This is a genomic window from Pedobacter suwonensis, assembly GCF_044762335.1.
Classification (GTDB): Bacteria; Bacteroidota; Bacteroidia; order Sphingobacteriales; family Sphingobacteriaceae; genus Pedobacter.
On sequence record NZ_JBIWEB010000004.1, the window covers coordinates 216,124 to 241,977 of the forward strand.

The 25,854-nt window shown below is 40.8% G+C and carries 18 protein-coding genes; 1 reads left to right on the top strand and 17 read right to left on the bottom strand.

Annotation, left to right across the window (positions count from 1 at the left end):
• Positions 1 to 203 precede the first annotated feature (203 nt).
• The 7 genes from ACIQXP_RS08675 to sucD all read right to left on the bottom strand — a co-directional run bounded on the left by ACIQXP_RS08675 (position 204) and on the right by sucD (position 9,391).
• Entirely contained in the window at positions 204 to 2,168 is a 1,965-nt protein-coding gene (locus tag ACIQXP_RS08675) for an SPFH domain-containing protein (protein WP_387505233.1), read from the bottom strand.
• A 471-nt stretch (positions 2,169 to 2,639) separates the two neighbouring features.
• Complete coding sequence (locus ACIQXP_RS08680) at positions 2,640 to 2,861, bottom strand: cysteine-rich CWC family protein (protein ID WP_387505234.1); 222 nt, start codon at positions 2,859 to 2,861, stop codon at positions 2,640 to 2,642.
• A gap of 189 nt (positions 2,862 to 3,050) precedes the next feature.
• Positions 3,051 to 5,435: a ribonucleoside-diphosphate reductase subunit alpha gene (locus ACIQXP_RS08685; RefSeq protein WP_134204802.1), complete on the bottom strand. Its 2,385-nt coding sequence runs from the start codon at positions 5,433 to 5,435 to the stop codon at positions 3,051 to 3,053.
• A 160-nt stretch (positions 5,436 to 5,595) separates the two neighbouring features.
• Positions 5,596 to 6,567 carry a ribonucleoside-diphosphate reductase small subunit gene (locus tag ACIQXP_RS08690; RefSeq protein WP_090771670.1) on the bottom strand — a complete coding sequence of 324 codons (972 nt, stop codon included), beginning with the start codon at positions 6,565 to 6,567 and terminating at the stop codon, positions 5,596 to 5,598.
• A 455-nt stretch (positions 6,568 to 7,022) separates the two neighbouring features.
• On the bottom strand, positions 7,023 to 7,403 hold the full coding sequence (locus tag ACIQXP_RS08695; RefSeq protein ID WP_090984688.1) for a septal ring lytic transglycosylase RlpA family protein: 381 nt from the start codon (positions 7,401 to 7,403) through the stop codon (positions 7,023 to 7,025).
• Between the two features lie 144 nt (positions 7,404 to 7,547).
• Complete coding sequence (locus tag ACIQXP_RS08700; protein ID WP_090984690.1) at positions 7,548 to 8,051, bottom strand: methionine-R-sulfoxide reductase; 504 nt, start codon at positions 8,049 to 8,051, stop codon at positions 7,548 to 7,550.
• A 467-nt stretch (positions 8,052 to 8,518) separates the two neighbouring features.
• Positions 8,519 to 9,391, bottom strand: coding sequence for a succinate--CoA ligase subunit alpha (gene sucD / locus ACIQXP_RS08705; RefSeq protein WP_293744255.1), 873 nt, complete (start codon positions 9,389 to 9,391; stop codon positions 8,519 to 8,521).
• Between the two features lie 1,108 nt (positions 9,392 to 10,499).
• On the opposite strand from sucD, the gene ACIQXP_RS08710 reads away from it, so the two are divergent.
• Positions 10,500 to 10,931 (top strand): cupin domain-containing protein, encoded by a 432-nt coding sequence (locus ACIQXP_RS08710; RefSeq protein WP_293744253.1) that lies wholly within the window; start codon positions 10,500 to 10,502, stop codon positions 10,929 to 10,931.
• 133 nt (positions 10,932 to 11,064) lie between these two features.
• On the opposite strand, the gene rlmF is transcribed toward ACIQXP_RS08710, so the two are convergent.
• From rlmF to ACIQXP_RS08760, 10 genes are all read right to left on the bottom strand, one after another.
• Positions 11,065 to 12,033, bottom strand: a complete 969-nt coding sequence (gene rlmF, locus ACIQXP_RS08715; protein ID WP_387505235.1) for a 23S rRNA (adenine(1618)-N(6))-methyltransferase RlmF — start codon at positions 12,031 to 12,033, stop codon at positions 11,065 to 11,067.
• A 220-nt stretch (positions 12,034 to 12,253) separates the two neighbouring features.
• Entirely contained in the window at positions 12,254 to 13,522 is a 1,269-nt protein-coding gene (gene dctA, locus ACIQXP_RS08720) for a C4-dicarboxylate transporter DctA (RefSeq protein ID WP_387505236.1), read from the bottom strand.
• A gap of 552 nt (positions 13,523 to 14,074) precedes the next feature.
• Positions 14,075 to 14,914 (bottom strand): cyanophycinase, encoded by an 840-nt coding sequence (locus ACIQXP_RS08725; RefSeq protein ID WP_387505237.1) that lies wholly within the window; start codon positions 14,912 to 14,914, stop codon positions 14,075 to 14,077.
• Positions 14,914 to 15,939, bottom strand: a complete 1,026-nt coding sequence (locus tag ACIQXP_RS08730) for an isoaspartyl peptidase/L-asparaginase family protein (RefSeq protein WP_387505238.1) — start codon at positions 15,937 to 15,939, stop codon at positions 14,914 to 14,916. Before ACIQXP_RS08730 ends, ACIQXP_RS08725 begins: the two co-directional genes overlap by 1 nt.
• Before the next feature lie 6 nt (positions 15,940 to 15,945).
• Positions 15,946 to 17,037, bottom strand: a complete 1,092-nt coding sequence (locus ACIQXP_RS08735) for a cyanophycinase (RefSeq protein WP_387505239.1) — start codon at positions 17,035 to 17,037, stop codon at positions 15,946 to 15,948.
• A 51-nt stretch (positions 17,038 to 17,088) separates the two neighbouring features.
• The gene (locus ACIQXP_RS08740; RefSeq protein WP_387505240.1) at positions 17,089 to 18,480 is read right to left on the bottom strand and encodes a RagB/SusD family nutrient uptake outer membrane protein; all 1,392 of its coding nucleotides are present in this window, start codon (positions 18,478 to 18,480) and stop codon (positions 17,089 to 17,091) included.
• An 11-nt stretch (positions 18,481 to 18,491) separates the two neighbouring features.
• On the bottom strand, positions 18,492 to 21,890 hold the full coding sequence (locus tag ACIQXP_RS08745) for a TonB-dependent receptor (protein ID WP_387505241.1): 3,399 nt from the start codon (positions 21,888 to 21,890) through the stop codon (positions 18,492 to 18,494).
• Positions 21,891 to 21,966: 76 nt separating this feature from the next.
• The gene (locus tag ACIQXP_RS08750; RefSeq protein ID WP_387505242.1) at positions 21,967 to 23,142 is read right to left on the bottom strand and encodes a FecR family protein; all 1,176 of its coding nucleotides are present in this window, start codon (positions 23,140 to 23,142) and stop codon (positions 21,967 to 21,969) included.
• 95 nt (positions 23,143 to 23,237) lie between these two features.
• Entirely contained in the window at positions 23,238 to 23,822 is a 585-nt protein-coding gene (locus tag ACIQXP_RS08755; protein WP_387505243.1) for an RNA polymerase sigma factor, read from the bottom strand.
• 97 nt (positions 23,823 to 23,919) lie between these two features.
• Positions 23,920 to 25,764, bottom strand: coding sequence for a glycoside hydrolase family 2 protein (locus ACIQXP_RS08760; protein ID WP_293744237.1), 1,845 nt, complete (start codon positions 25,762 to 25,764; stop codon positions 23,920 to 23,922).
• Positions 25,765 to 25,854: the final 90 nt, after the last annotated feature.

The window sequence follows — 25,854 nt, forward strand, 5'->3', positions numbered from 1 at the left end:
GCAAAGCTTTCAAAATAATTCAAACCTGCGCGTTTATAAGAGCTGTTACTTACCGAAAAAGAACGGTAATTAAAGCTGGTATTTAAAAAATGCGTCAAAAATCGAAAAATGTTAGCAGAATGGAGCCAGTACAGCTCCGAAATCGATATCAAAAAAAGCAGATGAACATTTTTAGCACTGTTCACCTGCTTTCTTAAAATTGTTTAGGGATTGATATTATCCTTTTTCGGTTTCGTTTTGGTTTCTACAATTTCGGCAACCGCAACCACCTCCTTACGTTTTTCAGGATCCATTAACTCCATTAGTTTCAGTCCTAATAAACCATCCATTGCTGAACCGCCCGCATTGGCATTTCCACCAATCAATACATCCGGGATCAGTTTCACATTGCCTTTGGATAACTCTTCAGTAATTTTGTAACGGGTAAAGTTTTCGCCTCCCAAAGCTTTGACAGCAAGTTCGTAAGCCTCTGCTGTAGATTTACCTACCGCTAAAATTTTACCTGCTTCAGCACTACCGGTTAACGAAATCTGTTCTGCTTCTGCTGATGCCCGTAACTTAATTGCTTCAGAATCGGCTTGTGCACGTGCTTTCGTAGCTTCAGCTTCAGCATGAGCACGCATTTTGGTAGCCTCAGCCTCTGCTCCTACCGCTAGTTTTACTCCCGCTGCATCACCTTCCGATTTTTTCACTGTTGCACTTGCGGTACGTTCAGCAATCTCCACACTTTGCTGTGCCTTCACAATATCTTTTTGCATATCGGCAATGGCAGTTTCTTTCTCCATTCCCTGGCGGGTTTCCTGTGCTTGTTTTTGAGTTTCGTATGTGACTTTTTGTTCCTCCGCAATTTTACGATCGGTTAAAGTTTTCATCAACGATTCTGGCGGAACAATATCACCAATCAACGTATCAACCGCATTTACGTTATATTCATCAAGTACCTTACGGATATGCTCTTTTGCCGATTCCTGACGCTCTCTACGGGTACTTAAGAAAGCAATTACATCGCTGCCCTGCGCCGAGTTACGGAAATAGTTACCAATCGTAGGCTCTAAAACCTGCGACACCAGATTCAACATATTTCCAAAACGGGCAATCACTTTTGGCGCTTCGGTAGTGGGTACATGGATAATCTGTGCCACATCCAGGTTAAAAGGGAAACCATCTTTGGAGCGCACAGTTATAGTGGATAGATTTTTATCCAGGTTATGTGCTTCACTACGTGCCGATGCCCAGTTGAGTACTAAATTGGTTGTAGGAACCAGCTCGACCTTCATAATGTATTTGTTAATGGGATATTTTCCTGGTCCAAGCGGTTCCAGCCAAACGCCTTTTGATCCTTTAGCTACAATATTACCATGTTTAAAATCGGCACCGGTTAAATCATCACCTTCTTTATCAATAAATGAAATCACCACGCCTACATAACCTATGGCAATCTCAGTCATGGGAATTTCTTCTAACTGGATAGCCCAGGGGTTTAAGTTGTACGAACCTGCCAGAATTACCTGTGGTTGCAGCCCACGATTACCACCATGCCTTATAAAAGCGTCGAAATCCTGAAAATTATTGTGGCCTTCTACCAGTTTACCCGCAATCTGGTTAGCTTCGATCGGTAAACCATCCAGCGTCGTTACAATTCCCACCATACTTTCCTGAATGCGGACCATATCGGTAACCGAAACCTGAAACAACATGGTATTGATCCGGTACGAACCGGAAGTAATGTAAGCGGTTTGCCTCCCCCGCTGACCACCGTTTTCGAGGAACTTTACAGCATCCTGAAAATTATCAGATTCTACTTTTTGCCCCAGGATATTGCCTGTTGGGATTTCGGCCCCGTCTTTAGCCATAATAAGTCCGATTTTCCCTTCAGGGATGATGGTAAATTGCTCCATGCTTACACTGTACTGCCAAAACCACATCCCGAAATATAAGCCCGGCGCCAAAGTTTTTCCCTGGAAACCGGCCTCGCCTTTAATCGCGATAATACGTCCGTCCGGTAATTCCCTTGCCGATCCAAAGAGCACAAATTTTTTGGTAATCAACCCGATCCTGTCTTCGGGTACGATGACCATACCGAATAGGAAACGTAAAATATATTTGTATAAAACAATGCACAACAGTGCCACTAAAACCCACCAGTAATTAGAAATGAGCGCTTCCATAATCTTTTATATTTTTCTTTTTTTTAAGCCTGATAAACCATTTATCAGGCGCGATATGGATATCAAATGATGTGCTTTATTATCATTTTCAGCGCTTAATTTGAAACTATTTTTTATTGGTTTTAAGGCCTCAAAAACGACTCAGGATCCATTGAGTGCAAAATGTCATCTGCAGATGACATTTCCTGGAATAAGCTGACCGAACGCTTATAATGAGCAAATTCGGGCGTTTTAATTTATACAAATAGCCTCAGAAATTTTAAATGTATAAATTACAATTAATGCGAAAGAGATGTCCTTTTTTCAGAACTAAGGAACCGACCTAACCGCAGGACAATGCTCATAAAGCTGGACAATGGAAACAATATGGATATTAGTTAACCGAACGCGTTTTTGGGACAACGTTATCAATGCGTTGGTGTTTAGCCAAAGACCAGGTATATAAATTGGAAAGCAACAATTAATTAAAACTTACACCCCTATTTCTTCTCTGTATTCCTGTTGCAGTTCGAACAGGCATTTGGCACAAAGGCAGCCATCGTAGAGTTCGGAGATATACTGTACTTCGTTAATGCTGAGTTGCACCACACTGCACTGGCATTTGGTATAGGAATTTGCCTTGCATTCAATAGCGCTTCCGCATCTTTCGCAGGGAATGATTTCGTGTTTGCTATGAGGTGAGGTATAAGGCATGAGGTGTAAGGTAAAACCTATTGTAATACAAAAATATAAACAAAAAATAAGGTTTTGAGCGTTTGCCCAAAACCTTATCTATTTTATTGCTTTATGATGAGAAGGGGTCGACTATTGCATTAAGATTGCTTCGTGCATCACAATGACGGCGCTAGCGACCTTAAACCTTCTGCCTTCCAAGCCTCTACCTTAACCTGAGCAGCTAATACAACCTTCTTCCATGGTACAAACCGGGCCGGTGATGATTTCTTCTGCTACCTGATCTTGTGGGATTTCGGCAGGGATAACCGCTTCAATCGCTTTGCCACCCTGGTTCTCTACGGTAAACTTAACCGCTTGAGAAGCCGCTTGTGTACGCAAGTAGTACATACCGGTTTTCAAGCCTTTCTCCCATGCATAGAAGTGCATTGAAGTTAGTTTTGATGTATTTGGTGCGTTTACGAACAGGTTTAATGATTGTGATTGGCAGATATAGGCACCACGGTCGGCAGCCATATCGATGATATTACGCATCTTGATTTCCCAAACGGTTTTATACAGTTCTTTAATGTAATCAGGAATTTCAGGAATAGCCTGAATTGATCCGTTGGCCAATATGATTTTGTTTTTCATATCATTGTTCCATAGACCTAAGGCGACTAAATCTTTCAATAAGTGTTTATTTACCACCACAAACTCTCCGCTTAATACACGGCGGGTGTAAATATTAGAAGTATAAGGCTCGAAACACTCATTGTTACCCAAAATCTGCGAAGTAGATGCAGTTGGCATCGGAGCAACCAATAATGAGTTGTACACACCATCTTTAACTACTTTTTCGCGCAATGTATCCCAATCCCAACGGCCGCTATCTGGCTTTACGTTCCACAGATCGAACTGGAATTTACCTTCAGATAATGGCGAACCTTTAAACGTTTGGTAAGGACCGTGTTTTACTGCCAAATCGTGCGAAGCCGACATCGAAGCAAAATAAATGGTTTCGAAGATGTCTTTGTTTAAACGTTTAGCCTCATCGCTTTCGAAAGGTAAACGCAACAGGATAAAGGCATCAGCCAGACCTTGCACACCTAAACCAACCGGACGATGGCGCATGTTGGAGTTTTCGGCTTCCTGAACAGGATAATAGTTGTGATCGATGATCTTATTCAGGTTTAAAGTAGCCTGATAAGTTACATCATATAGTTTTTGGTGATCAAAAGCACCGTTGATTACAAAACGAGGCAATGCCAATGAAGCTAAGTTACAAACCGCAACCTCATCTTTAGAAGTATATTCGATAATTTCTGTACACAGGTTAGAACTTTTAATGGTACCTAAGTTCTGTTGGTTAGATTTGCTGTTCGCTGCATCTTTAAACAACATATAAGGTGTACCGGTTTCGATCTGCGAATCTAATATAGCAAACCAAAGTTCCTGTGCTTTAATGGTTTTACGGCCACGGCCCTCGGCTTCATATTTAGTATACAATTCTTCAAATTCCTTACCGAAACAATCTGCCAAACCTGGTGCTTCGTGCGGACAAAATAAGGTCCAGTTGCCATTGTCCTTAACACGTTGCATAAACAAGTCGTTGATCCACAGGGCATAGAACAAATCGCGCGCACGCATTTCTTCTTTACCGTGGTTTTTACGTAAATCTAAAAATTCGAAAACATCTGCATGCCAAGGCTCCAGATAAATCGCAAAAGCACCTTTACGTTTACCTCCACCCTGATCTACATAACGGGCGGTATCGTTAAATACACGTAACATTGGAATGATTCCGTTACTGGTACCATTTGTACCGCCAATGTACGAACCGGTAGCACGGATGTTGTGGATGCTTAAGCCAATACCACCTGCACTTTGTGAAATTTTAGCAGTTTGCTTTAAGGTATCGTAAATGCCTTCGATGCTGTCATCCTGCATGGTTAACAGGAAACATGAAGACATTTGAGGTTTTGGTGTAGCCGCGTTGAACAACGTTGGTGTTGCATGCGTAAACCAACGCTCGCTCATTAAATTATAGGTTTTAATGGCGCTTTCGATATCTTCTTTGTGGATACCAACCGAAACACGCATAAACAAATGCTGAGGGCGCTCCACAATCTGACCGTTAACTTTTAACAGGTACGATTTTTCAAGAGTTTTAAAACCAAAATAATCGAAACCGAAATCGCGGTCGTAAATGATCGAACTATCTAAAATATCCTTGTTTTTTTCAATGATCTCATAAATATCGTCAGCGATAAGAGGGGCCTCTTTCTGCGCTTTCGGGTCGAAATATTCGTACAACATCTTCATCGTACCCGAGAATGACTTGGTGGTATTTTTATGTAAGTTGGAAACCGCAATGCGCGAGGCCAGCAAAGCATAGTCAGGGTGTTTTGTGGTTAATGAGGCAGCAGTTTCCGCAGCAAGGTTGTCCAACTCCGACGTGGTTACCCCATCGTATAAACCTTCAATTACCTTTTTGGCAACGTCAATCGGATCAACAAGATCTGAATTTAAACCATAGCAAAGTTTTTGAATACGCGCTGTGATTTTGTCAAATTGCACCGGTTCTTTCCGGCCATCTCTTTTTAGTACGAACATATTTTATGAGATTTAAGTTTTGTATTAGGTAGCGTGTATCAAGTATCAAGACTTGATGATCGCTCTATATTTTTGTAATTTAATTAATTGGTATTAAGTGGTGAGTATCAGGTATCGAGATTACAACAACCTTCCACCCTCAACCTTCTAACCTTCCACCTTAGAAGTCTTCATCTAAAGAAAATGCCTGTGCTTTGTTATCCGCAGCAGTTAACACACCACTTTTCTGATAATCGCCAACACGTTTTTCGAAGAAGTTGGTTTTACCCTGCAACGAAATCATTTCCATAAAATCGAAAGGATTGGTTGCGTTGTATATTTTTTTGTAACCTAATTCCTGTAACCATCTGTCGGCTACAAACTCGATATACTGGCTCATTAATTTTGCATTCATGCCAATCAGGGCAACCGGCAATGCATCGGTAATAAATTCTTTTTCAATCTCAACTGCATCGCTGATAATGCCATGCACTTGTTCTTCACTCAATTTATTGCTCAACATGCTGTACAACAAGCAGGCAAATTCGCAGTGAGAACCTTCATCTCTTGAAATCAACTCATTACTGAATGTTAAGCCTGGCATTAAACCGCGTTTCTTCAACCAGAAAATTGAACAGAAACTACCGCTGAAGAAAATACCTTCAACCGCAGCAAAAGCGACTAAACGCTCAGCAAAGGTTCCGTTATCAATCCAACGTAAAGCCCATTCGGCCTTTCTTTTTACTGCCGGAACAGTATCAATAGCATGGAACAAACGATCCTTTTCTTCCGGATCTTTAATGTAGGTATCGATTAATAAAGCGTAGGTTTCTGAATGGATATTTTCCATCATAATCTGGAAGCCATAAAAACAGCGCGCTTCCGGAATCTGAACTTCGCTCATGAAATTTACTGCAAGATTTTCGTTTACAATACCGTCACTGGCTGCAAAAAAGGCTAAAATATGTGATATGAAATGCCTTTCACCATCGTTAAGGTTCTCCCAATGCTTCAGGTCATCAGAAAGGTCGATTTCTTCGGCCGTCCAGAAACTGGCTTCCGTTCTTTTATACATCTCCCAAACTTTCGGATACTTAATCGGCAAAAGCACAAACCTGTCTTTGTTTTCTTGTAGTAATAATTCCTGTTCCATACGCTGATGTTTTTAAATCTTATTTTTTTTCAGAGCCGACGAAGACATGCATCCATCAGTTTTAATATGATGATTGTAATGTCTTGATCAAAACGCTGCTGTGAAAGTGTTAACCCTATTGTCTGGCAAACAACTGAATTTTTAGTTGCGAAAATTTAGAATGGTAATCTGAGAGATCTACTTATAATTAACTAAAAACTAAGCTTTTATATTTGTTTCCAAACGCAAGAAGTTAAAGAACTTTGTTATAACAAATATATACACGGGGGCTATTTTTTGTGAACCAAAGTTGTTAACACACCACCCAATTGCTGGGGAAAAACGATCAGCCAAATATCATTTTCAAGCAAAAAAAAAGCTAATTGTTTCTTTTAAAGGCTTTAACAAACGAAAATAAGTGTTAATAACTTAAATTTTAGGAGTATTTTGAGCTGTAAATAGAGCTAAAACGAGTATTATTCAACCGTATAACTGAGTTCTACTTTACCTATGCCTTTACGATAAATACCTATCTGTTTTGCAGCACGTTCAGACAAATCTATAGCCAATCTTTTAGAGAAAGGGCCACGGTCATTTACCTTAACTACTACAGATTTCCCGTTATCCGGATTGGTTACTTTAACCATGGTGCCGAATGGCAGGGTACGATGTGCAGCTGTGAGTTTTTTCGAGCGGTACTTGGCGCCGCTGGTGGTTCGGTGCCCTTCGAATTTTCTGTGGTAATAAGTCGCGAGAACTGTTTTTTTGATACGATCCGGTTCATTTGATGAACCAGAATTTTGTGCTTTACCTTGTAAAAACAGGAAACAAAAACTTAATAACAGCAGATACTTCATAGGCTAAATTTTCTTTATCGAGCCTGCAAATATAAGCATTTAGTTTATAATCAATAATTTGTGGAAAAACAGTACATTTTTGTGCATTAAAAAAGGCGTAAAGCTAATCGCCTTACGCCTCTACCTAACCCATCTACATCCACCTTATTTTTGATCCGGCACAAAGTTCATGGAAATCGAATTTACGCAATGACGGGTGTCTTTGTTGGTAAATCCTTCGCCCAAAAACACGTGACCCAGATGCGCACCACAATTGGCGCAAACAATTTCTGTACGTGAGCCGTCGGCATCCGGAATACGTTTCACAGCGCCTTTAATTTCATCATCAAAAGCAGGCCAGCCACAATGGGCATCGAACTTACTTTCTGAGCGGTATAGCGGAGCGTTACAACGTTTACACGTATAAGTTCCTTTATCTGTAGTATGTTCATATTTACCTGTACCAGGATATTCGGTACCCTTATGTACAATTACCCTTTCTTCTTCGGGAGTTAATGGATTCCAGTTCATCTTTTTCTTGGGTATAATTTGTGTCGCTTCCTTTGCCTGTTTTGTTTCTTTCTTATCCTGCTTTTGTGCACAGGCAGATAGCCCTGTAGTTAAAACAACAGCAGAAAGCAAAAATAGTTTATTTAACATCGTTTTCATACCTCAATATACGCTATAGATATTGTTTTGGTTTGCTGGTTTAAGGGTTTGTATTAGTGTTTACCTCTCCCTGACAAAGTTTGATGCTTATTATCTTCTGTGCTGTCCCTCTCCTAAAGGAAAGGGAAACAAAATAAAGTGGTTTTAACCCGAAGCTAAACTTAACCAAAGGCATTAAGATTCTGCCTGCGCAGGAATGACGAAGTGAAAACAAAAAAGAATAATAAAGTCCAACTTTGTGTTCTTTGCACCTTTGGTGATCAAAACCAATCTTTGAGAATTTTTCGGTTAAAAATGAGACCTACTAAAGCCTCCTACTTCTCTGTGCCAACCTCTGTACACTCAGTGGTTAATAAAACAAAAAACTTTGCGTGCTTTGCGTCTTCTCTTTGCCTTCTTTGCGGTTAAACAAAAAAAGCGCTTCGAACCTAATCGAAACGCTTTTCATTATGTAAATTTTAAAAATCTTACTTCGCCAATTCTTCTGCCATTGCAGCACCGATTTCAGCAGGACTTTCTACTACACGGATACCACACTCACGCATAATTTTCATTTTAGCAGCTGCAGTATCATCAGCACCGCCAACAATAGCACCTGCATGGCCCATTCTACGTCCCGGAGGCGCAGTCTGACCAGCGATAAAACCAACAACAGGTTTAGTTCCGTTTTCTTTGATCCAACGTGCAGCTTCAGCTTCCATACCACCACCAATTTCACCAATCATGATGATACCGTGTGTTTCAGGATCGCTCATTAATAATTTTACGGCTTCTACAGTTGGGGTTCCGATAATCGGATCACCACCAATACCAATCGCAGTAGTAATGCCTAAACCAGCTTTAACCACCTGATCTACAGCTTCGTAAGTCAAAGTTCCTGATTTAGAAACCACACCTACATGACCTTTTTTGAAGATAAAACCTGGCATGATACCAATTTTAGCCTCATCAGCAGTGATTACACCAGGGCAGTTAGGACCAATAAGCGTTACGTCACGATCTGCAATATATTCTTTAACCTGAATCATATCCTTTGTAGGGATACCTTCGGTAATACAAACAATAACTTTAATACCGCCTTCAGCAGCTTCCATAATGGCATCAGCAGCAAAAGCCGGCGGTACAAAAATGATCGATACATTTGCACCTGTTTGATCAACGGCATCTTTAACAGTATTAAAAACAGGCTTTTCTAAATGTAATTGCCCACCTTTGCCAGGTGTTACACCACCAACTACGTTTGTACCATAGGCCAGCATCTGCTCAGCGTGGTAAGTTCCTTCGTTTCCGGTAAAACCCTGAACGATAACCTTAGAATCTTTATTTACTAAAACGCTCATGTATCAATATTTTTTTGTGCAAAGCTAATATTATTGAACTGGAATTCAAATCTAAAACCATATTATTTAGTCCGTTTTTTCAGTAAAATGTAAGGAAATGGTTTTAAGCTGAAAGGGGAAAGATTAAAGCTAAAAGCCTAAAGCAAATCAATGATTGTCTTACTATCATAAAAAAGATGCTATCGGGTTATCAACATCAACCGTAGCCTCCGATTTCTCATATCAGAGTTACGGTGTGGGGCAAGGTTAGAGGCCAAAGAACCACAAATCGCTCATTTAGAAAAAAATATTGGTCCTTTTGGTTAGGGAATGAGCAGTCCCATTCTTTTGAAGGGCTTCAGCCCCGCTCCCCCTTCCTGCTCCGAAGAAACCCGTAAAACAAGCAAGCACACCAATAAAAAACAAAAAACAGTGCTTAAATCGGGAGCATCCACTAAGATCGTCCACCTGAAACGGGCAGGGGTTTAGTAACAAAGGCGGGGTGCTTTTAGGCTCCATAACCGGAGCAGGCCTTTCGGTAATAAACCTGACAGCAGCGAACACGGAGTGCAACGGAGTAAAGCGAATGGCAGGGCTAAAGACAGCCAAGAATTACTGCGCGTCCGTTTCCGAATTAAAAACATTAACGCTTAGAGTTAGCAAATGAGCAGTCCCGTTCTTTTGAAGGGCTTCAGCCCCGCTCCCGATCCTGCCCCGATGAAACCTGTAAAACAAGCAAGCACACCAATAAAAAACAAAAAACAGTACTTAAATCGGGAGCATCCACTAAGAATACGGGTTTAGTAACAAAAACAGGGTGCTTTTGGCAAGATGCGCGGAGCGAGCCCCTCGGTAATAAACCTGACAGCAGCGAACACGTAGTGCAACGGAGTAAAGCGGATGGCAGGACTAATGATAGCCAAGAATTACTGCACGTCCGTTTCCAAATTAAAAAAATATGCTTAGGGTAAGTGACGATGAACAGCCCACAAAAACCGGGGCCACTCCGATCACGTTTAGTAACAAGTTTAAGTGATATTGGCTAAAATAGGACAAAACATTTAAATTTACCTTAAAGACCAAAAACTTAAAGCAGAAAGATAAGCTTAAGCCAATAACCTACATAAAAATGAGCCACAAGAGTTACCGGACATTAGTCGTACTATTTTTTATCCTCTTTGTTTCAATTGCCGCGAAAGCTCAAACAACTGATACCAGTAAATACATTTTGCAAAATGATGCTGAGGTAGCTAAGGAAGAAACAGGAACCCACAATGGCGGAGGTAAAACCATAGGCTTTAACTTTTTCTCCAATGCCAAAAACCTGAAAACAGCCTTTAGGAAAAGAATCCTGAAACCAGGCTCATCGATTGGTTATCACCTGCAAAAAGAAGATGAAATTTATTACGTGATCAGCGGAAAAGGAACCATGCAAATGAACGGAAAAACTTTCGCCGTTAAACCTGGCGATGCCATTTTAACCCGACCGGGCAGTTCACATGGGATTGCGCCAGATCCAGGCAACGACCTAACCATTTTGATTGTTTATGAAAAGAAATGATTGGCAGTTTTCAGTTGGCAGTTAATGAAGTAATTAAAAAAAATGCCAAATGATGATATCCACCCGGCATTACTGTATCATCTGATTAGATTACGCACCCAAAACTAACAACGCCAAACTGCCGACTCCAAACTCAGACCTTCCATCCTTTTACCCATTCATCCTGTGCTCTTTCATCCTGAAAAGTCCAGGCTACAAAGCGGCTTATTTTCTGGCCCTGGCTCATGATAACGGTACGCACCTCAAAAGCATTTGCTTTAACCAAAGCATTATAAATACTTTTTAGGTTTGCGCTTTTTGAAACGAGTGAACTGAACCATAACACCTGGTTTTTAATCTGCGCACTCTGGATAATCATCTGCTCCACAAAGGCACGTTCGCCTCCAGGACACCAAAGCTCGGCCTTATTGCCTCCAAAGTTTAATACATGTTTTACTTCTTTTTCATTTCCCCCCAGGTTGCGCCATTTTTGGCGGGTACCCTGCTCAGCTTCTTTTAAGGAAGAATGGAAAGGTGGGTTACAAACCACGGCATCAAAACGCTCAGTTCTACCTACAATCCCCCTGAAAATACCCATTTTAGATGATTGCTGGCGGATTTCTATTGCACCCTGCAATGGCTTATTGGCTTCGATAATGCGTTTTGCCGATTCAACTGAAAGTGGATCAATCTCCGACCCCACAAAACTCCATCCATACTCCTGATGACCGATAATCGGGTAAATGCAGTTAGCCCCTACACCAATATCCAACACGTTGATTTTAGGCCCTTTGGGATTTTTACCTTTATTGCTTGATCCCAGCAGGTCGGCAATGTAATGGATGTAGTCTGCCCTGCCGGGAATAGGCGGACAAAGAAAATCCTGTGGGATATCCCATTGCTGTATATCGTAGAAATATTTCAACAGCGCCCTATTTAGTGCTTTTACGGCATTTTGATCAGCAAAATCGATTGAATCGTCGTTATGTTCGTTTTTAAAAACAAAACGTCTTAATTCTTTTGAAGCGGCAGTAAGTTGTTTGAAATTGTAACGCGAACGGTGTTTGTTGCGTGGATGTAACTCGCTTTTTTCTTTGCGGTTACTTTGTTCTTCTTGAGCCAATGTATTATGGATTAACTAAACAAGCTGTGTTGCCTGTTTCTGCTGCAAAGATACGGAAAAAGGTTGAGGGTGGGAAGGTTAAAGGCTAGAAGGCTTGAAAAACAATCGAATTAGCTTGAAGTTGGGAGTTCGGAGTTTTTAGTTAGGATTAGACTCAACTCCAAACTAACCGTTTGCTTTCGACTTCCTGATCGCCTTACGACAAACGCTCAACTCCAAATTAACCTTCCTTACCCTTTTCTATGGTTACAGGTTGAATGGCCTTCAGATATTTTTCTTCATCGAACTGGTTTTCACTTTTGGCAATTACAATAGTGGCCACGCCGTTTCCGATTACATTGGTAATGGCCCTTGCCTCGCTCATAAAACGATCTACACCAATTAAAATAGAAATGTGCTCAATCGGCATCATTTTTAAGGCGGTGAGGGTTGATACCAATACAATAAAACCACTTCCGGTTACACCTGCTGCCCCTTTTGAAGTGACCATAAGTACCCCTAAAACAGTAATCTGTTGACCTAATGTTAAATCGACATGAAAAACCTGGCAGAGAAATATCACTGCCATGGCCAGGTAAATGGCTGTACCATCGAGATTAAAAGAATAACCTGTTGGAATAACCAAACCCACCACCGATTTATCACAGCCTATGCTTTCCATTTTCTGCATCATACTGGGCAAAGCTGATTCTGAAGAGGAAGTACCCAATACGATTAATATCTCCTGGCGGATGTATTTCAGGTATTGCCAAAGACTGAATTTATAATAGCGGCAAATGGCATTTAACACAATAAAAATAAATAAAATGCAAGTTAAATAAACTGAGCCCATCAACTTTGCCATTCCCAGGATGCTTTCCAAACCATGCGTACCAATGCTAAAAGCCATCCCACCAAAAGCTCCGATTGGCGCTAATCGCATAATCAGCTTCATAATTTTAAAAAGCACATTCGAGATTTTATCGAAAGCATTTAAAACACTGTTTCCATCAGCCCCCAGCTTGTTCAATCCATAACCAAAAAGAATGGCAAACAGCAAAATCTGCAGAATATTTCCCTCTGCAAAAGCAGCCATTACATTATGTGGAATGATGTGAAGGAAAAATTCTCCCCAATTCATCTCTTTTGCCTGCTCGGCATATCCTGCGATTTTTGTAGCATCACCAGTTTTGGCTACCATGCCTGCACCCGGTTTTAAGATATTCGCCACCAGCAAACCAATGGCAATGGCAACCGTGCTTACAATTTCGAAATATAACAGTGCCTTACCACCAACCCGGCCAACCTTTTTCATATCGCCCATGTGTGCGATGCCCAAAACAATGGTAAAAAATATGATCGGGGCAATTAACATGCTAATGAGCTTAATAAAACCTTCACTGATCATTTTGGCTGTTGGTGCGAAGCCAGGAAAGTAAGTACCCACACAGATCCCTATGAAGATGGCAACTAAAACCTGAACTGTTAAATTGGAGAAAATCTTTTTCATTTATGATTTAAGAAAAATGAAAGATAAGGTAATTTTTCTTTCTGTCTAAATCCTGTATAAAAATCTAAAGTAACCTGAAAGAAAAACCTATTCTGATTTATACGTAGAGTCTTAAAGTTAAAGCGAGAAGCTACAGTATTTACATTCGTTTAAAAACAAGTGCAAGCACCTTAACCTATTGATATACCTGCTTATGGCCAGCATTAACCCTGGCTGACCCAAAAATGGCTCAATGCAGCCTCTGGCTTTACCTTCCAGGTAAGCAATAGGTAAACAATAGGTAATGAATAGCTAAACAATAGGTAACGAATAAGTAAAGAAAAGGTAAGCAAGGGGTTAACTTGGTACCTAGAAAGGGTAAATGAAAAGGTAAATATATTACATTAAAATCAATATATATTTTACTTGCTCGATATTGTTAACAAATAGCTTATTACTGCCGTTAGTTTAACATACAGGGTTTCAATTAGGTCGTAATCTGCGGCCAGAAAGTAAGAAGCCTATCCTGATTTCTCTGGATAGGCCTGTATTTAAGATATAAGCAAGTACGATTTAAGGTTTAATGTTAATCACATCACCTGCGGTAAAAATACCAAAATCGGCCTGTTTAAATTTTAACAGCCCTTTATCTGTTTTTTTGATGTCTTTTGGATTGGCCAGACGAACGACCTGACTTTCGCCTGCAATTGTTGCCTTATTGCCATGAACAATGATTGCTGTGCTTTCATCAATACCTATGCAAACCAGATCGGGATGGGCGGCTAAAGCAGAAATTAAGCGGTTATAGCGGTTGCGTTTTAAAAAGTGCTGGTCGATAATGGTGTTTTGCAATAAACCCATTCCTTCAGCAAATTCGATATTTTTATCCCATAGTTTGTTAAAAGTTTCTTTATAAACGGTATCCAAAAGCTGTTTGCCGGTAATCATATACTTACTCATTACCGCAGCTCCGGCGCTTGTTCCGGCAATAGTTGCCCCATTTTGATAGGCTTTATGAATAGCAGTATAAACAGGGGTATTGAGTACCGATTTCATAAAACGGTTCTGGTCGCCACCTAAAATATAAATCAGTTTTGCCCCAGTAAGGGAATCGATCCATTTTTTATCATTCACATCATGTTTGTTGAAGTTAAAATTCCTGATCGCCCGGTTGTCAAGCTTCTTTAGCTGAGTAGAAAGGGTTCCGAAGCCTACATCAGGCACCTCGCTAGCCATTGGCAACACAATAATATAATCGTTCGCTTTTAGTGAAGCTATATTCAGCATTTCTTGCATCAACGCATCTGACCGATCGCCACCTCCGATGATAAACAGCTTACCTTCAGGCTTTCCCTGGGCAGCCGCCATTAATGAAAGGCTGACCAGACATGTCATCAAAAATAGTTTCTTCATTATTTGTAAATATTTACCTCAATTTTTCCATCTGCGGTTATGGTGCCCCTGTACATGCCTTCAGTATTAAAAGGCATGGCTACATTACCTTTTTTATCTAATGCGATCAAACCACCGTCGCCACCCATTTTGCCTACTTTGTCCAATACAATTTTCGAAGCTTCTGCTACCGAAATACCTTTGTATTCCATTAAATCGGAAATGGTTTTGGCTACCACATTGCGGATGTAAAATTCGCCCCAGCCGGTACACGAAATACCTGCTGTTTCATTGTTACAATAAGTTCCTGCACCGATAATCGGCGCATCGCCTACCCTTCCATATTTTTTGTTGGTCATACCACCTGTTGATGTTCCTGCTGCCAGGTTGCCTGCTTGATCTAAAGCCACACAGCCTACAGTGCCGAATTTATAATCGTGGTTTTTGATGCCAAGCAATCCTGATTTTTTACTGCCATGATCTAAAACTGCTTTAGTAGAATCCTCTTTAATGGCTTCCTGCAAACCGTTCCAACGTTCCTTTGTCCAGAAATACTTAGGATCTACAATTTCCAGTCCGGCATCTTTTGCAAACAGATCGGCCCCCGAACCCACCATCATCACATGTTCTGATTTTTCCATTACCGCCCTTGCTGCTGAAATGGGGTTTTTAACGGTTGTGACACCAGCAACGGCTCCTGCCATCAGGGTTTTTCCGTCCATAATGGCGGCGTCCAGTTCATTTCGGCCATCATGAGTAAAAACTGCTCCTTTACCGGCATTAAAATGCGGATCGTTTTCCAAAACATGGATGGTTGCCTCAACAGCGTCGAGACTGGATTTTCCGGCTTTAATTTCTGCATAACCGGCCTGCAAAGCCTTTGTTAACGCAGCTACATAAGCAGCCTCTTTCTCTGGCGTCATGTTTTTCTTTAAAATGGTACCTGCACCACCGTGGATCACCATTACATATTTTTTCTGCTGTGCTGCAACATTCAATGCCAACACAGTACACAGTAATACCGCAAATAATTTCAATGCTTTCATTTTATTTTATTGATCTTTTTTATTTAAAACTCCGTTATCGATCCACCATGCATACCATTTTCCACCGCTGGCCTCATTTGCTTTAAAGGTAGCAACATTAAAACTTCCACCACCATTAACAGAGGCCTGAATTTCGTAAACAGAAACAGCTTTTTCGTTATTGTTCCAATTTACTTTCTGGTTTGCTTCGAACTGCTCTGGTTGTTTACCGGCATCGGAAGAGATGAAGTAAGCATAACTGTAAGGTCTGGTTACGGAATCATCACCAAAAACTTTAGCCATTCCGTCTTTATCAATACACACAGCTGTACGCTCGTCTACAGCAATACATTTAGCCTGAACTGAAAAATCTTTATTAATCCTCCCTAAAAACACCACCGATCTTCCTTCACGATCGCGGGTTAAATAATGCTGATCGGTAATTACATTTTGTAAATAAGGCACTTTCAGAAAATCGTTATTATACAGGGTAACATTGGTATGGTACGGATTTGCCAATGCCTGTGCAGAGGTTAAGCCACCGGTTTCGCCGCTGTAGTAAAAACCACCCAAAATAGCGCAGCCTGCACTGGTACCACCAACGGGTGCTTTTTTATCATTCAACAAATAATTTAAGGCCTGTTCTGTTTTGGTGCCTTTCCAGTATTTCATGTAATCAGACTGGTCGCCACCGGCAATGAAAACCATTTCTGCATTGCGGATAATATAGGCAACCCCATCATCATTGGCCAGTTCCCTGGAGTTGATTAACAGGGTTTCGACAGAATTAACGATACCCAGGGCATTTACAAAAGGGTTGTACGCATCGGTTCCGCTTGCACGGAGAATAACCACATCACCGCCCCCGCTTCTGGCTATCATCCACCTGAAAGCAGCTTCCACATCGGCTCCGCCACCCATTAAAACCATACCGCCATTGGTTGATTTTACCACATTGGCACTATCGCCAACAATTCCGATTGAAGCTGGCCTGAGTTTGGCCACAGGTGTATTGGTGGCATTACCTGTTGAAGAAGGTATTGGTGTTTCGGTTGCTTTACTGCATCCCATAACCGAAAAGCAGTAAGCCAATAAAATGATAAAAAAGGACGGTTTCATTGTAAATATATTAACCCAGAGGCATGCGAACATGCCTCTGGACAATGGTACTTAGTAGTTAGGATTTTGAACGGTTTGCTTGTTTACTGAGATTTCTGCAGCAGGAATCGGGAATGCATACTGCGCCTGCGTAGTGGGCAGGGTGATGGCTCCAGATGCATTTGCGGCATCAGCTGCCAGCCTGACTACCGGCAAACCTCTTCGTTTTAAATCGAAAAAGCGGTGCCCTTCGAAAGCCAGTTCTTTGTAGCGCTCTTCTAAAATAGCAGCGATTAAAGTTGGTTTATCGGTGAAAGCAGCAGTCACATATCCATTGATACGCGCACTACGTAAGGTGTTTAAATCTCCAAAGGCATCACCTGTCGATTCTGCTTCTGCTTCAGCTTTAATCAAATACATTTCTCCTGTACGGAATAATTTAACATCAGTTAAACCAGGGGCTGTTGAAGTGCCACCAATATATTTATTGACCAGATATTGTGATCGGGTTCCAGTTCTTGTTGCGTCAAATCTGATGTATGCACTATAACGTATATCGTTCACTTTATCAAAAGCGTTGATCAACTTAAATGCCGGAGCATATAAAACAATTCCGCCTGTTTGTCGGAAATAAAAATCGCCCAAACGTGAATCTGTAGTTCCTACGCGTTTTGCTTTCCAAATGACTTCACTATCATTCGCATCTGTCCAGATACCAGGAAATTGCGCTTTTGTAGCGAGTGGAAAAGCTGCAATGGCTTCGCTGGCATAAGTAATTGCCTCGCTCCAGTTTTTTTCGTACAAAGCTAATCTGGCCTGTATCGCTGAAACAGCCGCTTTTGTAATACGGGTTTTATCTGTAAAAGTTGTTGGAATTAATGGTTTTGCGGCCACTAAATCTGCTTTTGCATTGGCAACAACTACTTCAAAATTGTCTCTTGCGGGGTAAACAATGGCTGAGGCTTTCATGTAAGGCACACCTAAGGCACCTGTTTGATAAGATGAGGCATAATGACGAAGCAACTCGAAGTGGAAATAAGCGCGCAAAGCCAGCAACTCGCCTCGGTAGCGGGCACCAGTTACAGCGTCGGCACCTGTTAATGTTAATGCATCTAAACCGGCCAGGGTTCTGTTTATACGGTCTATCGCAACATAAAATGTATAATATTGAGACGTCACGGATCCACTACCTGAATTGTAAAGCCACCTGAAAGCATCGCTATTTCCGACCGTATTTTCTGTTGGAAACGTAGCTTCATCAGAAACGGTAGAAACTACACCAATGGTAGCACCATCCAAAAGCGCGTAAGCACCAAGAACACCTAAATTGATATCATTGATATTTCTGTAAGCTTTATCTGGTGATATGCTATCTGTTGGAACCAAATCCAATTTTCCGCAAGACGATGTTAAAACTAACAACGAAAATAGCAGTACGTATATTTGAGATATTTTATTAATCATTGCTGTAATTATTAAAAGTTAACGTTTAAACCTGCTGTGTAGGTTCTGGTGTTAGGATATTGGAAGCGGCCATAAACAGCATTGTTTTCCGGATCTAAACCTCTCCATTTTGTCCAGGTAAATAAGTTTTGTCCTTGAACGAAGATTTTAACACCTCTGATGATTTTAGTTTTCTCCAATAAACTTTTTGGTAAAGAATAACCCACATTTACATTTCTCAATCTAAGGAATGAAGCATCCTGAATATCTTTTGAGGTGAAGTTTCTTGGAAGATCGAATTTTTGTAAAATCGCGTCATTTCCTGTATCTCCAGGAACCTGCCACCTGTTTTCGAGCATCCTAACCGTTTGGTTACTGGTTGCATATCGCTGGTTTTCATTATAAAAATCTTCGTTATTCCAACGCATTACGTTTGATACGAAAGAAAACAATGCTGATGCAGTAATGCCTTTGTAGCTTAATGAAGTATTAAAACCTCCGGTAAATGTTGGATATAAACTTCCGGAATTGGTGTTGCTTTGTGTGTTTACATTATAGGCTGTTGTGATCGATCCATCAAGGTTATAATACTGAGGTTCTCCTGTTTGCGGATTTACACCTGCCCAATCTGGTGCATAATAAGTGCCATAAGGCATCCCTACTTTTAAAATTCGCGTATCACCATCAGGATAGGAATCTACCAAATCGGTAACATGCAAAATTTTATTTTTGTTATAACCGGCATTTACGCCAATAGTCCAGATAAAATCACGGTTTTTGACTATGTCTCCACTTACATCAAACTCCACTCCTCTGTTTCTCATGATACCAGCACTCAGGTTTAACTCAAGGAAGCCCGATGTTGCCGAAAGTGGTTGATTGATGAACATATTAGTAGTTTTTCTATTATAATAATCAACCGTAACGCGTAACCTATTGCTGAATACCGCTAAGTCAAAACCAGTATTGAATTCTTTCACGTATTCCCAGTCAAAAGCATCATTGCCCGGGGTAGTTGCTCTTAATGCCGGGGCACCGCCATAAGAGGTATTCACTGCGTAAGTTGGTAAATACAAGAAATCGCCACCGAACGGACTTGCTGTAATACCATAACTTCCTCTTAGACGTAAATCGTTAATTAATTCATTATTCTTTAAGAACTCTTCTCCTTTAACATTCCAGTTTGCACCGAATGAATAGAAACCGTGCCATTTATTTGCCGGTGCTACCCTTGTCGATCCGTCGTAACGGTAGCTTCCTGTTAAGGTATATTTATCATTGTAAGTATATCTGGCTACGCCCATGATAGATGCCAGGGCATTTTTAGTTTTTCCACCAGTGGTACTTGGCAAAAATGTCGCGCTGCCATTTGTTGCACCTGCCGGTGTTTCCGGTAAACGACCATCGATACCGTAAGCACTGAAACCAAATGAATTGTAATTATTGTAAACGTATTCATAAAAAGCAGAAGCTTCAAAGTCATGAAGGTCATTGAATTTCTTCGCGTAAGTTAAGCCGGTAGTTGAAATAATATTAAAGTTTCTTCTGCTCGCATCAGTTAAACGACCTTTTCCGCCTAATGTATTGGCTACACTTCTTGATCCATAATAAGAATCCGGATTAATGAATTGCTGGTCAGTTGACTGACGGTAATCAATACCCGCCCTGGTCGTTATTTTTAATTCAGGTAAAATCTGATAGGCAAAAGCGGTGCTGATGATGGATTTTAATTGTTCTGTTTTATCTGATGAATTCAGTAAACGTTCTAAAGCCTGACTTCCTTCACGCTGATCTAAGATGAAATATTGGGATCTGTTTCCCGGGTGTACCAATGTACCGTCAGATGCATAGGGTTTTTCGTAAGGCAAAGCATAATAAACCGAAGCCATAGCCGTACCAGCGCCTGTTCCGCCCTCACCTTCAGTAAAGCTTGATTGCGAATAGCCAATAGACACATTGGTACTTCCGCTAAATTTACCATCATTAAAATCTAAATTACTTCTTAATGAGTAACGATCCAATCCGGTACGTTTCGCCACACCTTCCTGACTATAATAGTTTAATGAATTGTAAAACCGGAGTTTATCATTTCCACCGCTAATGCTCACTTGTTGTTCCTGAAACTTACCGCGCTGGAAGAAAATATCTCTCCAATCGGTATTGATCTGCTTTAAACTGTCGATGATATAATCAGCCCGTGCACGTGATGCTGCGGTTCCTGCAGCGTAAGTTGGGTTTTTAGGAGAGTATGTCCAGCCCGGGCCGAGATTACGACCGAAAGTTGCGCCAATTTCCTCTTCGAACTGTAAACGCTGAGCAGTGTTCATCATCTCGAAATTTGGCCTGCTTAAATTAGAGAAACCATATTGTGAAGTATAATTAACCGCAATTTTGCCTGCCTTACCTTTTTTGCTCGTAAGCACAATCACGCCATTCGATCCTCTTGAACCGTATAGTGCTTTTGCGGATGCATCTTTCAACACCGTTGCCGATTCAATATCTTCCGGGTTAATGGTTTGGAAATAGCCGGCTTCGATCGGCATACCATCTAACACGAATAATGGCGTGGATGAACCATTCACGCTTCCAATACCACGAATGACAACTGATGCACTTTGACCCGGCTGTCCGGTGGTAGAAATTACACTCATTCCAGGTACACGGCCTTGTAAAATCTGATCAACTGTTAATCCCGGAACTGTATTAATTTTATCAGCAGTAACCAAAGAACTCGCTGCAGCTGATTGTGTTTTAGTATAGTTGGTATAACCCGTTACCACCACATCACTTAAAGTGCCTGCTGATGGCGTTAATTTCAACGTACCCATCTGTGGCTTTGCCATTACTTCTCTATCCGTGTAACCAATGTATGAAATAACCAATACCGCATTTTCGTCTACATTTCTAATGATAAAATTTCCATCGCTATCGGTAACTGAAGCAGCCGGTTGCCCCTTAACCTTTACCGATGCGCCAGGCATTGGGTTTCCATTCTCATCGACAATTTTACCGGTTACATCAATCGCTTTAACATTGTTGCTCCTGGCAAGGGGCATAATTAAAATGGTATTTTCTTTAATTTCCCAGCTAAAAGGCTGCGATCTTAAAACCTGTGCCAGTACCTCTTTGATTTCGGCGTGTTTAACATCAACTGTTACCGGTTTTGCCAGTTTTTGAATCAAATCTGCATCATACAGGAAAAAATAACCGCTTTGTTTCTTAATTTCTTTCAGAACACGTACAAGAGGCACGTTTTTTTGGTTTATGCTAATGTTCTGGGAAAATGCCGATGCACTAACCTGTAAGCATAAAACCGTTATTAAAACAACAAAAAGTTTCATTGTTCTAATACAGGTTAGGTTAAAATAACTTGTAACCAGCCCTGCCGCCTTTAAGGCATTGGGCCGATTACTTTGAGTGTAAAAGTTCATACATTCAGTTTGGTTTAAATTTAAATTGATTAGGTTATTTGTGGGTTAATTGAGAAAGCCTGGCTGTGATAGGCAACTATTTTTCTGGCAATACGGTTAACTTCTTTCCCTGGCCTATTTCGAACCTGATATTTCCGGTCTTCTCCAGCATTTTTAATACTTCAGATAGTTTGGCCTTACGTGGAACCATACCGTTATATTTTTTATTCGGGATACTTCGATAATCGATTTGAACATCGTACCACCTTTCTAATTGCTTCAGAATGCTTTTCAGGTCGGCATTGTTAAATTGAAACAAACCATTTTTCCATGCCGTTTCGTCATCTGTATCTATATCAGCTGCCAGCCTGATACCGTTACCCGAAACCGCTGCAATGGCTTGCTCGCCCGGTTTCAAAATCTTTACGGATTGGCCTTTGCTGACCCGAACACGGCCTTCGAGTAAAGTAGTTTTAATGGTATTGTTGTCTAAATAGCTATTGATATTAAAATGTGTACCCAGCACTTCCACATCCTGCTGATGACTTTTGACATGGAAAGGTTGTGCCTTATTTTTAGCTACTTCGAAATAGGCCTCTCCCATAAGTTCTACACTACGTTCGTTCCCACTAAATACTTCCGGATACTTTAAGGAAGATGCAGCATTTAGCCAAACTTTTGTGCCGTCCGGTAAAATCACTTGGTATTGACCACCTTTAGGCGTTTGGATGGTATTATAGGCAATTGTTGATCCTGATTTTAGATTGCTTTGGTTTAAAACAGTATATAGCAATTGGCCTTCTTTTGTCTTTGAAATTTTTAGACCATCTTTTTCGCTAATATTAATGGCTGTATGTTCATCTAAAACAACTTTTGAACCATCAGCGAGGGTTAAAACAGCTTTATCCTTACCTGGGAGAATATCCAGGGATTTTTGAGTAACCAATTCAGGCTTGAGCAATGGTCTGGTTTGATGAAAAAAAGCGAAGGTGAGTCCAAAAACAATCAGCAAAATAGCCGCTGCTGCGCCATACTGATATAAACGGATGGTTTTACGTTTTTGATCTACATTAATTTTAGCATTAATCTCCGAGAAATTATCAGCAGCCATTTTAGCTATTTCTTCGGTATTAAGCTGATCAAGAATATCAGCATTCTTGTCTAAATACTGATAATATTTTTCTACAAAAATAATTTCATCTGCCGTAGCCGTACCCGACACATAACGCTGAATGATTTTTTGTAATTCTTTTTGAGGTTTGAAGGCGTTCATTTTTTCCGGCTTTATATAGATGTACCGGAAAGCATAAAATATCCCAAAAGAAAATTAAAATATTTTAAAAAAAATTAAAAAAGAACTTAAATTTATCAGGAAATGGCAGCGATTACAGCCGAAACAAACAAAAAGAGATGTGTAAGCCTTAAACGCAGTGCTTGTGTGGCAACAGTCAACTGATTTTGAACGGTTTTTTGCGAAATATTAAGTTCAAAAGCAATTTTGGCTGTAGATAACCCTTCAAAATAATGCATTACAAATATTTTACGGCGTTTTTCAGGAAGTGCTTTGATGAACAAGGTTATTAGTTCGGCCACTTCTTTTTCTAATAGTATGCCATCGGCCTGTAAAGGAGAAATTAACTTATTTTCGAAAGATTCCCCAAAAAAGCTGTTTTTTGGACTTCTGGCAATATGTTTTAACACCTGAAACCGTACCGCCGTATGCAGATAAGCCACCGGATTTTCTAAATCGAGTTCAGCTTTTCTGTTCCACAGGTCGGTAAAAATATTCTGAATGATATCCTGGCATTTTTCTTTTTCGGGCAGGCGCTTGTAGGCTGCATTATAGAGTTCGATCCAATACAACGTATAAATTTTGCCAAACGCAACCTCATCTCCTTGCTTTAATAAGTCAAAAAGGGCATGGTCATGCTCATTATTTCTTTCGATATTCAATGATTAGGTGGGTTGCGAAACCAAACATAATCATTTTTAAGCAATTATATCATGCTTCCAGACGGGAATTGAACATCCACAAAAAAATGCAAAAACATTATTTTTGTAGGCGATCATCTTTTTTAGCTGTACCAAGGGTCCTGCCAGATTCGATAATTGCCTGGTTAATTTCCCTTACACGTTTGATATCCATTTTTTCCACCTCGCGATCATAGGTAAGTAGACCATTTATTTCGTGTTCAACGTCTGTAGTCTGGGTGTAAACGGCTGTGCTCAGGCCTTTATAACGCATTAACTGCTCAACCTGCTGCATCAGCAGTACATAACGATCCGTAAGCGCACTAACAGTCGGTTCGTATCCGTATGCATTATTTTCGACCGGCCACATATGCCCCCTCACAAAAAGTCCGACACCACCATATTCTCCCAATGAAGCGGCGCGATTTTCATCTGGTTGTGATGCCCCGTTCGGGCCAATATAAATATGCGTATCTACAAAATCGCCATTTCCAGGGTCGCCCAGTGGTTTCTGATACCCGGGATTATTGTTAAACCCGGAATTGCCGTTAACCAGTCTGGATGGATCATATTTTTTTACCCAGGCGGTAATCTCCTTAACATCAAATGCACCCCAGTTTTCATTAAAGGGTACCCAACTGATAATTGATGGTGAATTGTAGAGATCATCCATTACCGCTTTAAGTTCTTTTCTGAAAACGCTTCGATTTTTCAATGTATCCTCGTTTTGGTACCACATGGCGGGCATGTCCTGCCATACCAGTATCCCCATTTTATCGGCCAGATAATAGAAACGTTTTGGTTCAGTTTTCATGTGTTTTCTGATGAGGTTAAAACCTGCATTCTTGGTAAACTCAAGATCAGATTTCAGCGCTTCTTCAGTTGGTGCGGTTAAAATCCCATCTGGCCAGTAGCCCTGATCCAGTAAACCCACCTGCATCTCAAACTTCCCGTTCAGCAGCGGCCTTACTACACCATTTACTTTACCCAGCCTAATATCACGCATCCCAAAGTAACTCATTATCTCGTCGGTTACTTTTCCGTTTTTATCTTTGAGCACAATTTTGAGGTCGTATAAAAAAGGATCATCCGGCGACCACAACCTTGGTTGATTTATCGGGAGAAATAACCGGGTTCCAGCTGCCCCCTTTATCTGCGAAACGGCTTTTTTTCCCTCAAATACGGTAGCCTCGATCTGGCCATCAGCTGCTTTAGCTGAAAGAATAAGCCGCTTATTTTCCACATCGGGCGTAATGCGGATCTGTTCGATATACGTATTGGCAACCGGCTCCAGCCACACACTTTGCCATATACCTGAACTGAAAGTATAATCGCCTCGCGGACCATTTTTGCCAGAAGGTGCTTTTCCATCATTGGGATCATAGGCTGCTACGATCAAGGTATTGGAACCAGTTTTTAAAAACGTGGTGATATCAAAACCAAAAGCATCATAAGCACCTGAATGGCGGCCGGCAAGTTTTCCGTTGACAAATATCGTTGCATTGTGATCCACACCATCAAAATGTGCAATAACTCTTTTTCCTTTCCAGTTAGCAGGGATCTCGAACTCCCGTTTATACCACATATTAATTTCCTGCTTACGCTCAATGCCAGAGAGAAAAGATTCAGGACAGTAAGGAACCAGGATTTTTTCAGCTTTGCCAGAGAATTCTATGGCCTGCTTAGGCGCCTGGGCCGATGATGCATTCTTTCCACCAATGTAATCCCAGCTGCCGTTTAGGTTGAGCCAATCTTTGCGCTGCAGCTGTGGCCGTGGATAATCTGGGAAAGGCACTTTTACCGTAGCAGCAGAAACCGTCCATTTGGTGGGAAGTTTAGCTTCCTGTGCCTGTAACGCTATTGAAAACAGCAGCGTTAATGTGAAAAACAGGTGTTGTCTAAAAATGAATATCAAATTTATCATCAGAACATCTTGAAATATCAGGGATATGTTAGCAAGCCATCGCTCGCTATTGCAAAGTAATGATAATGAGCGTGTAGGTCAAATTAATTT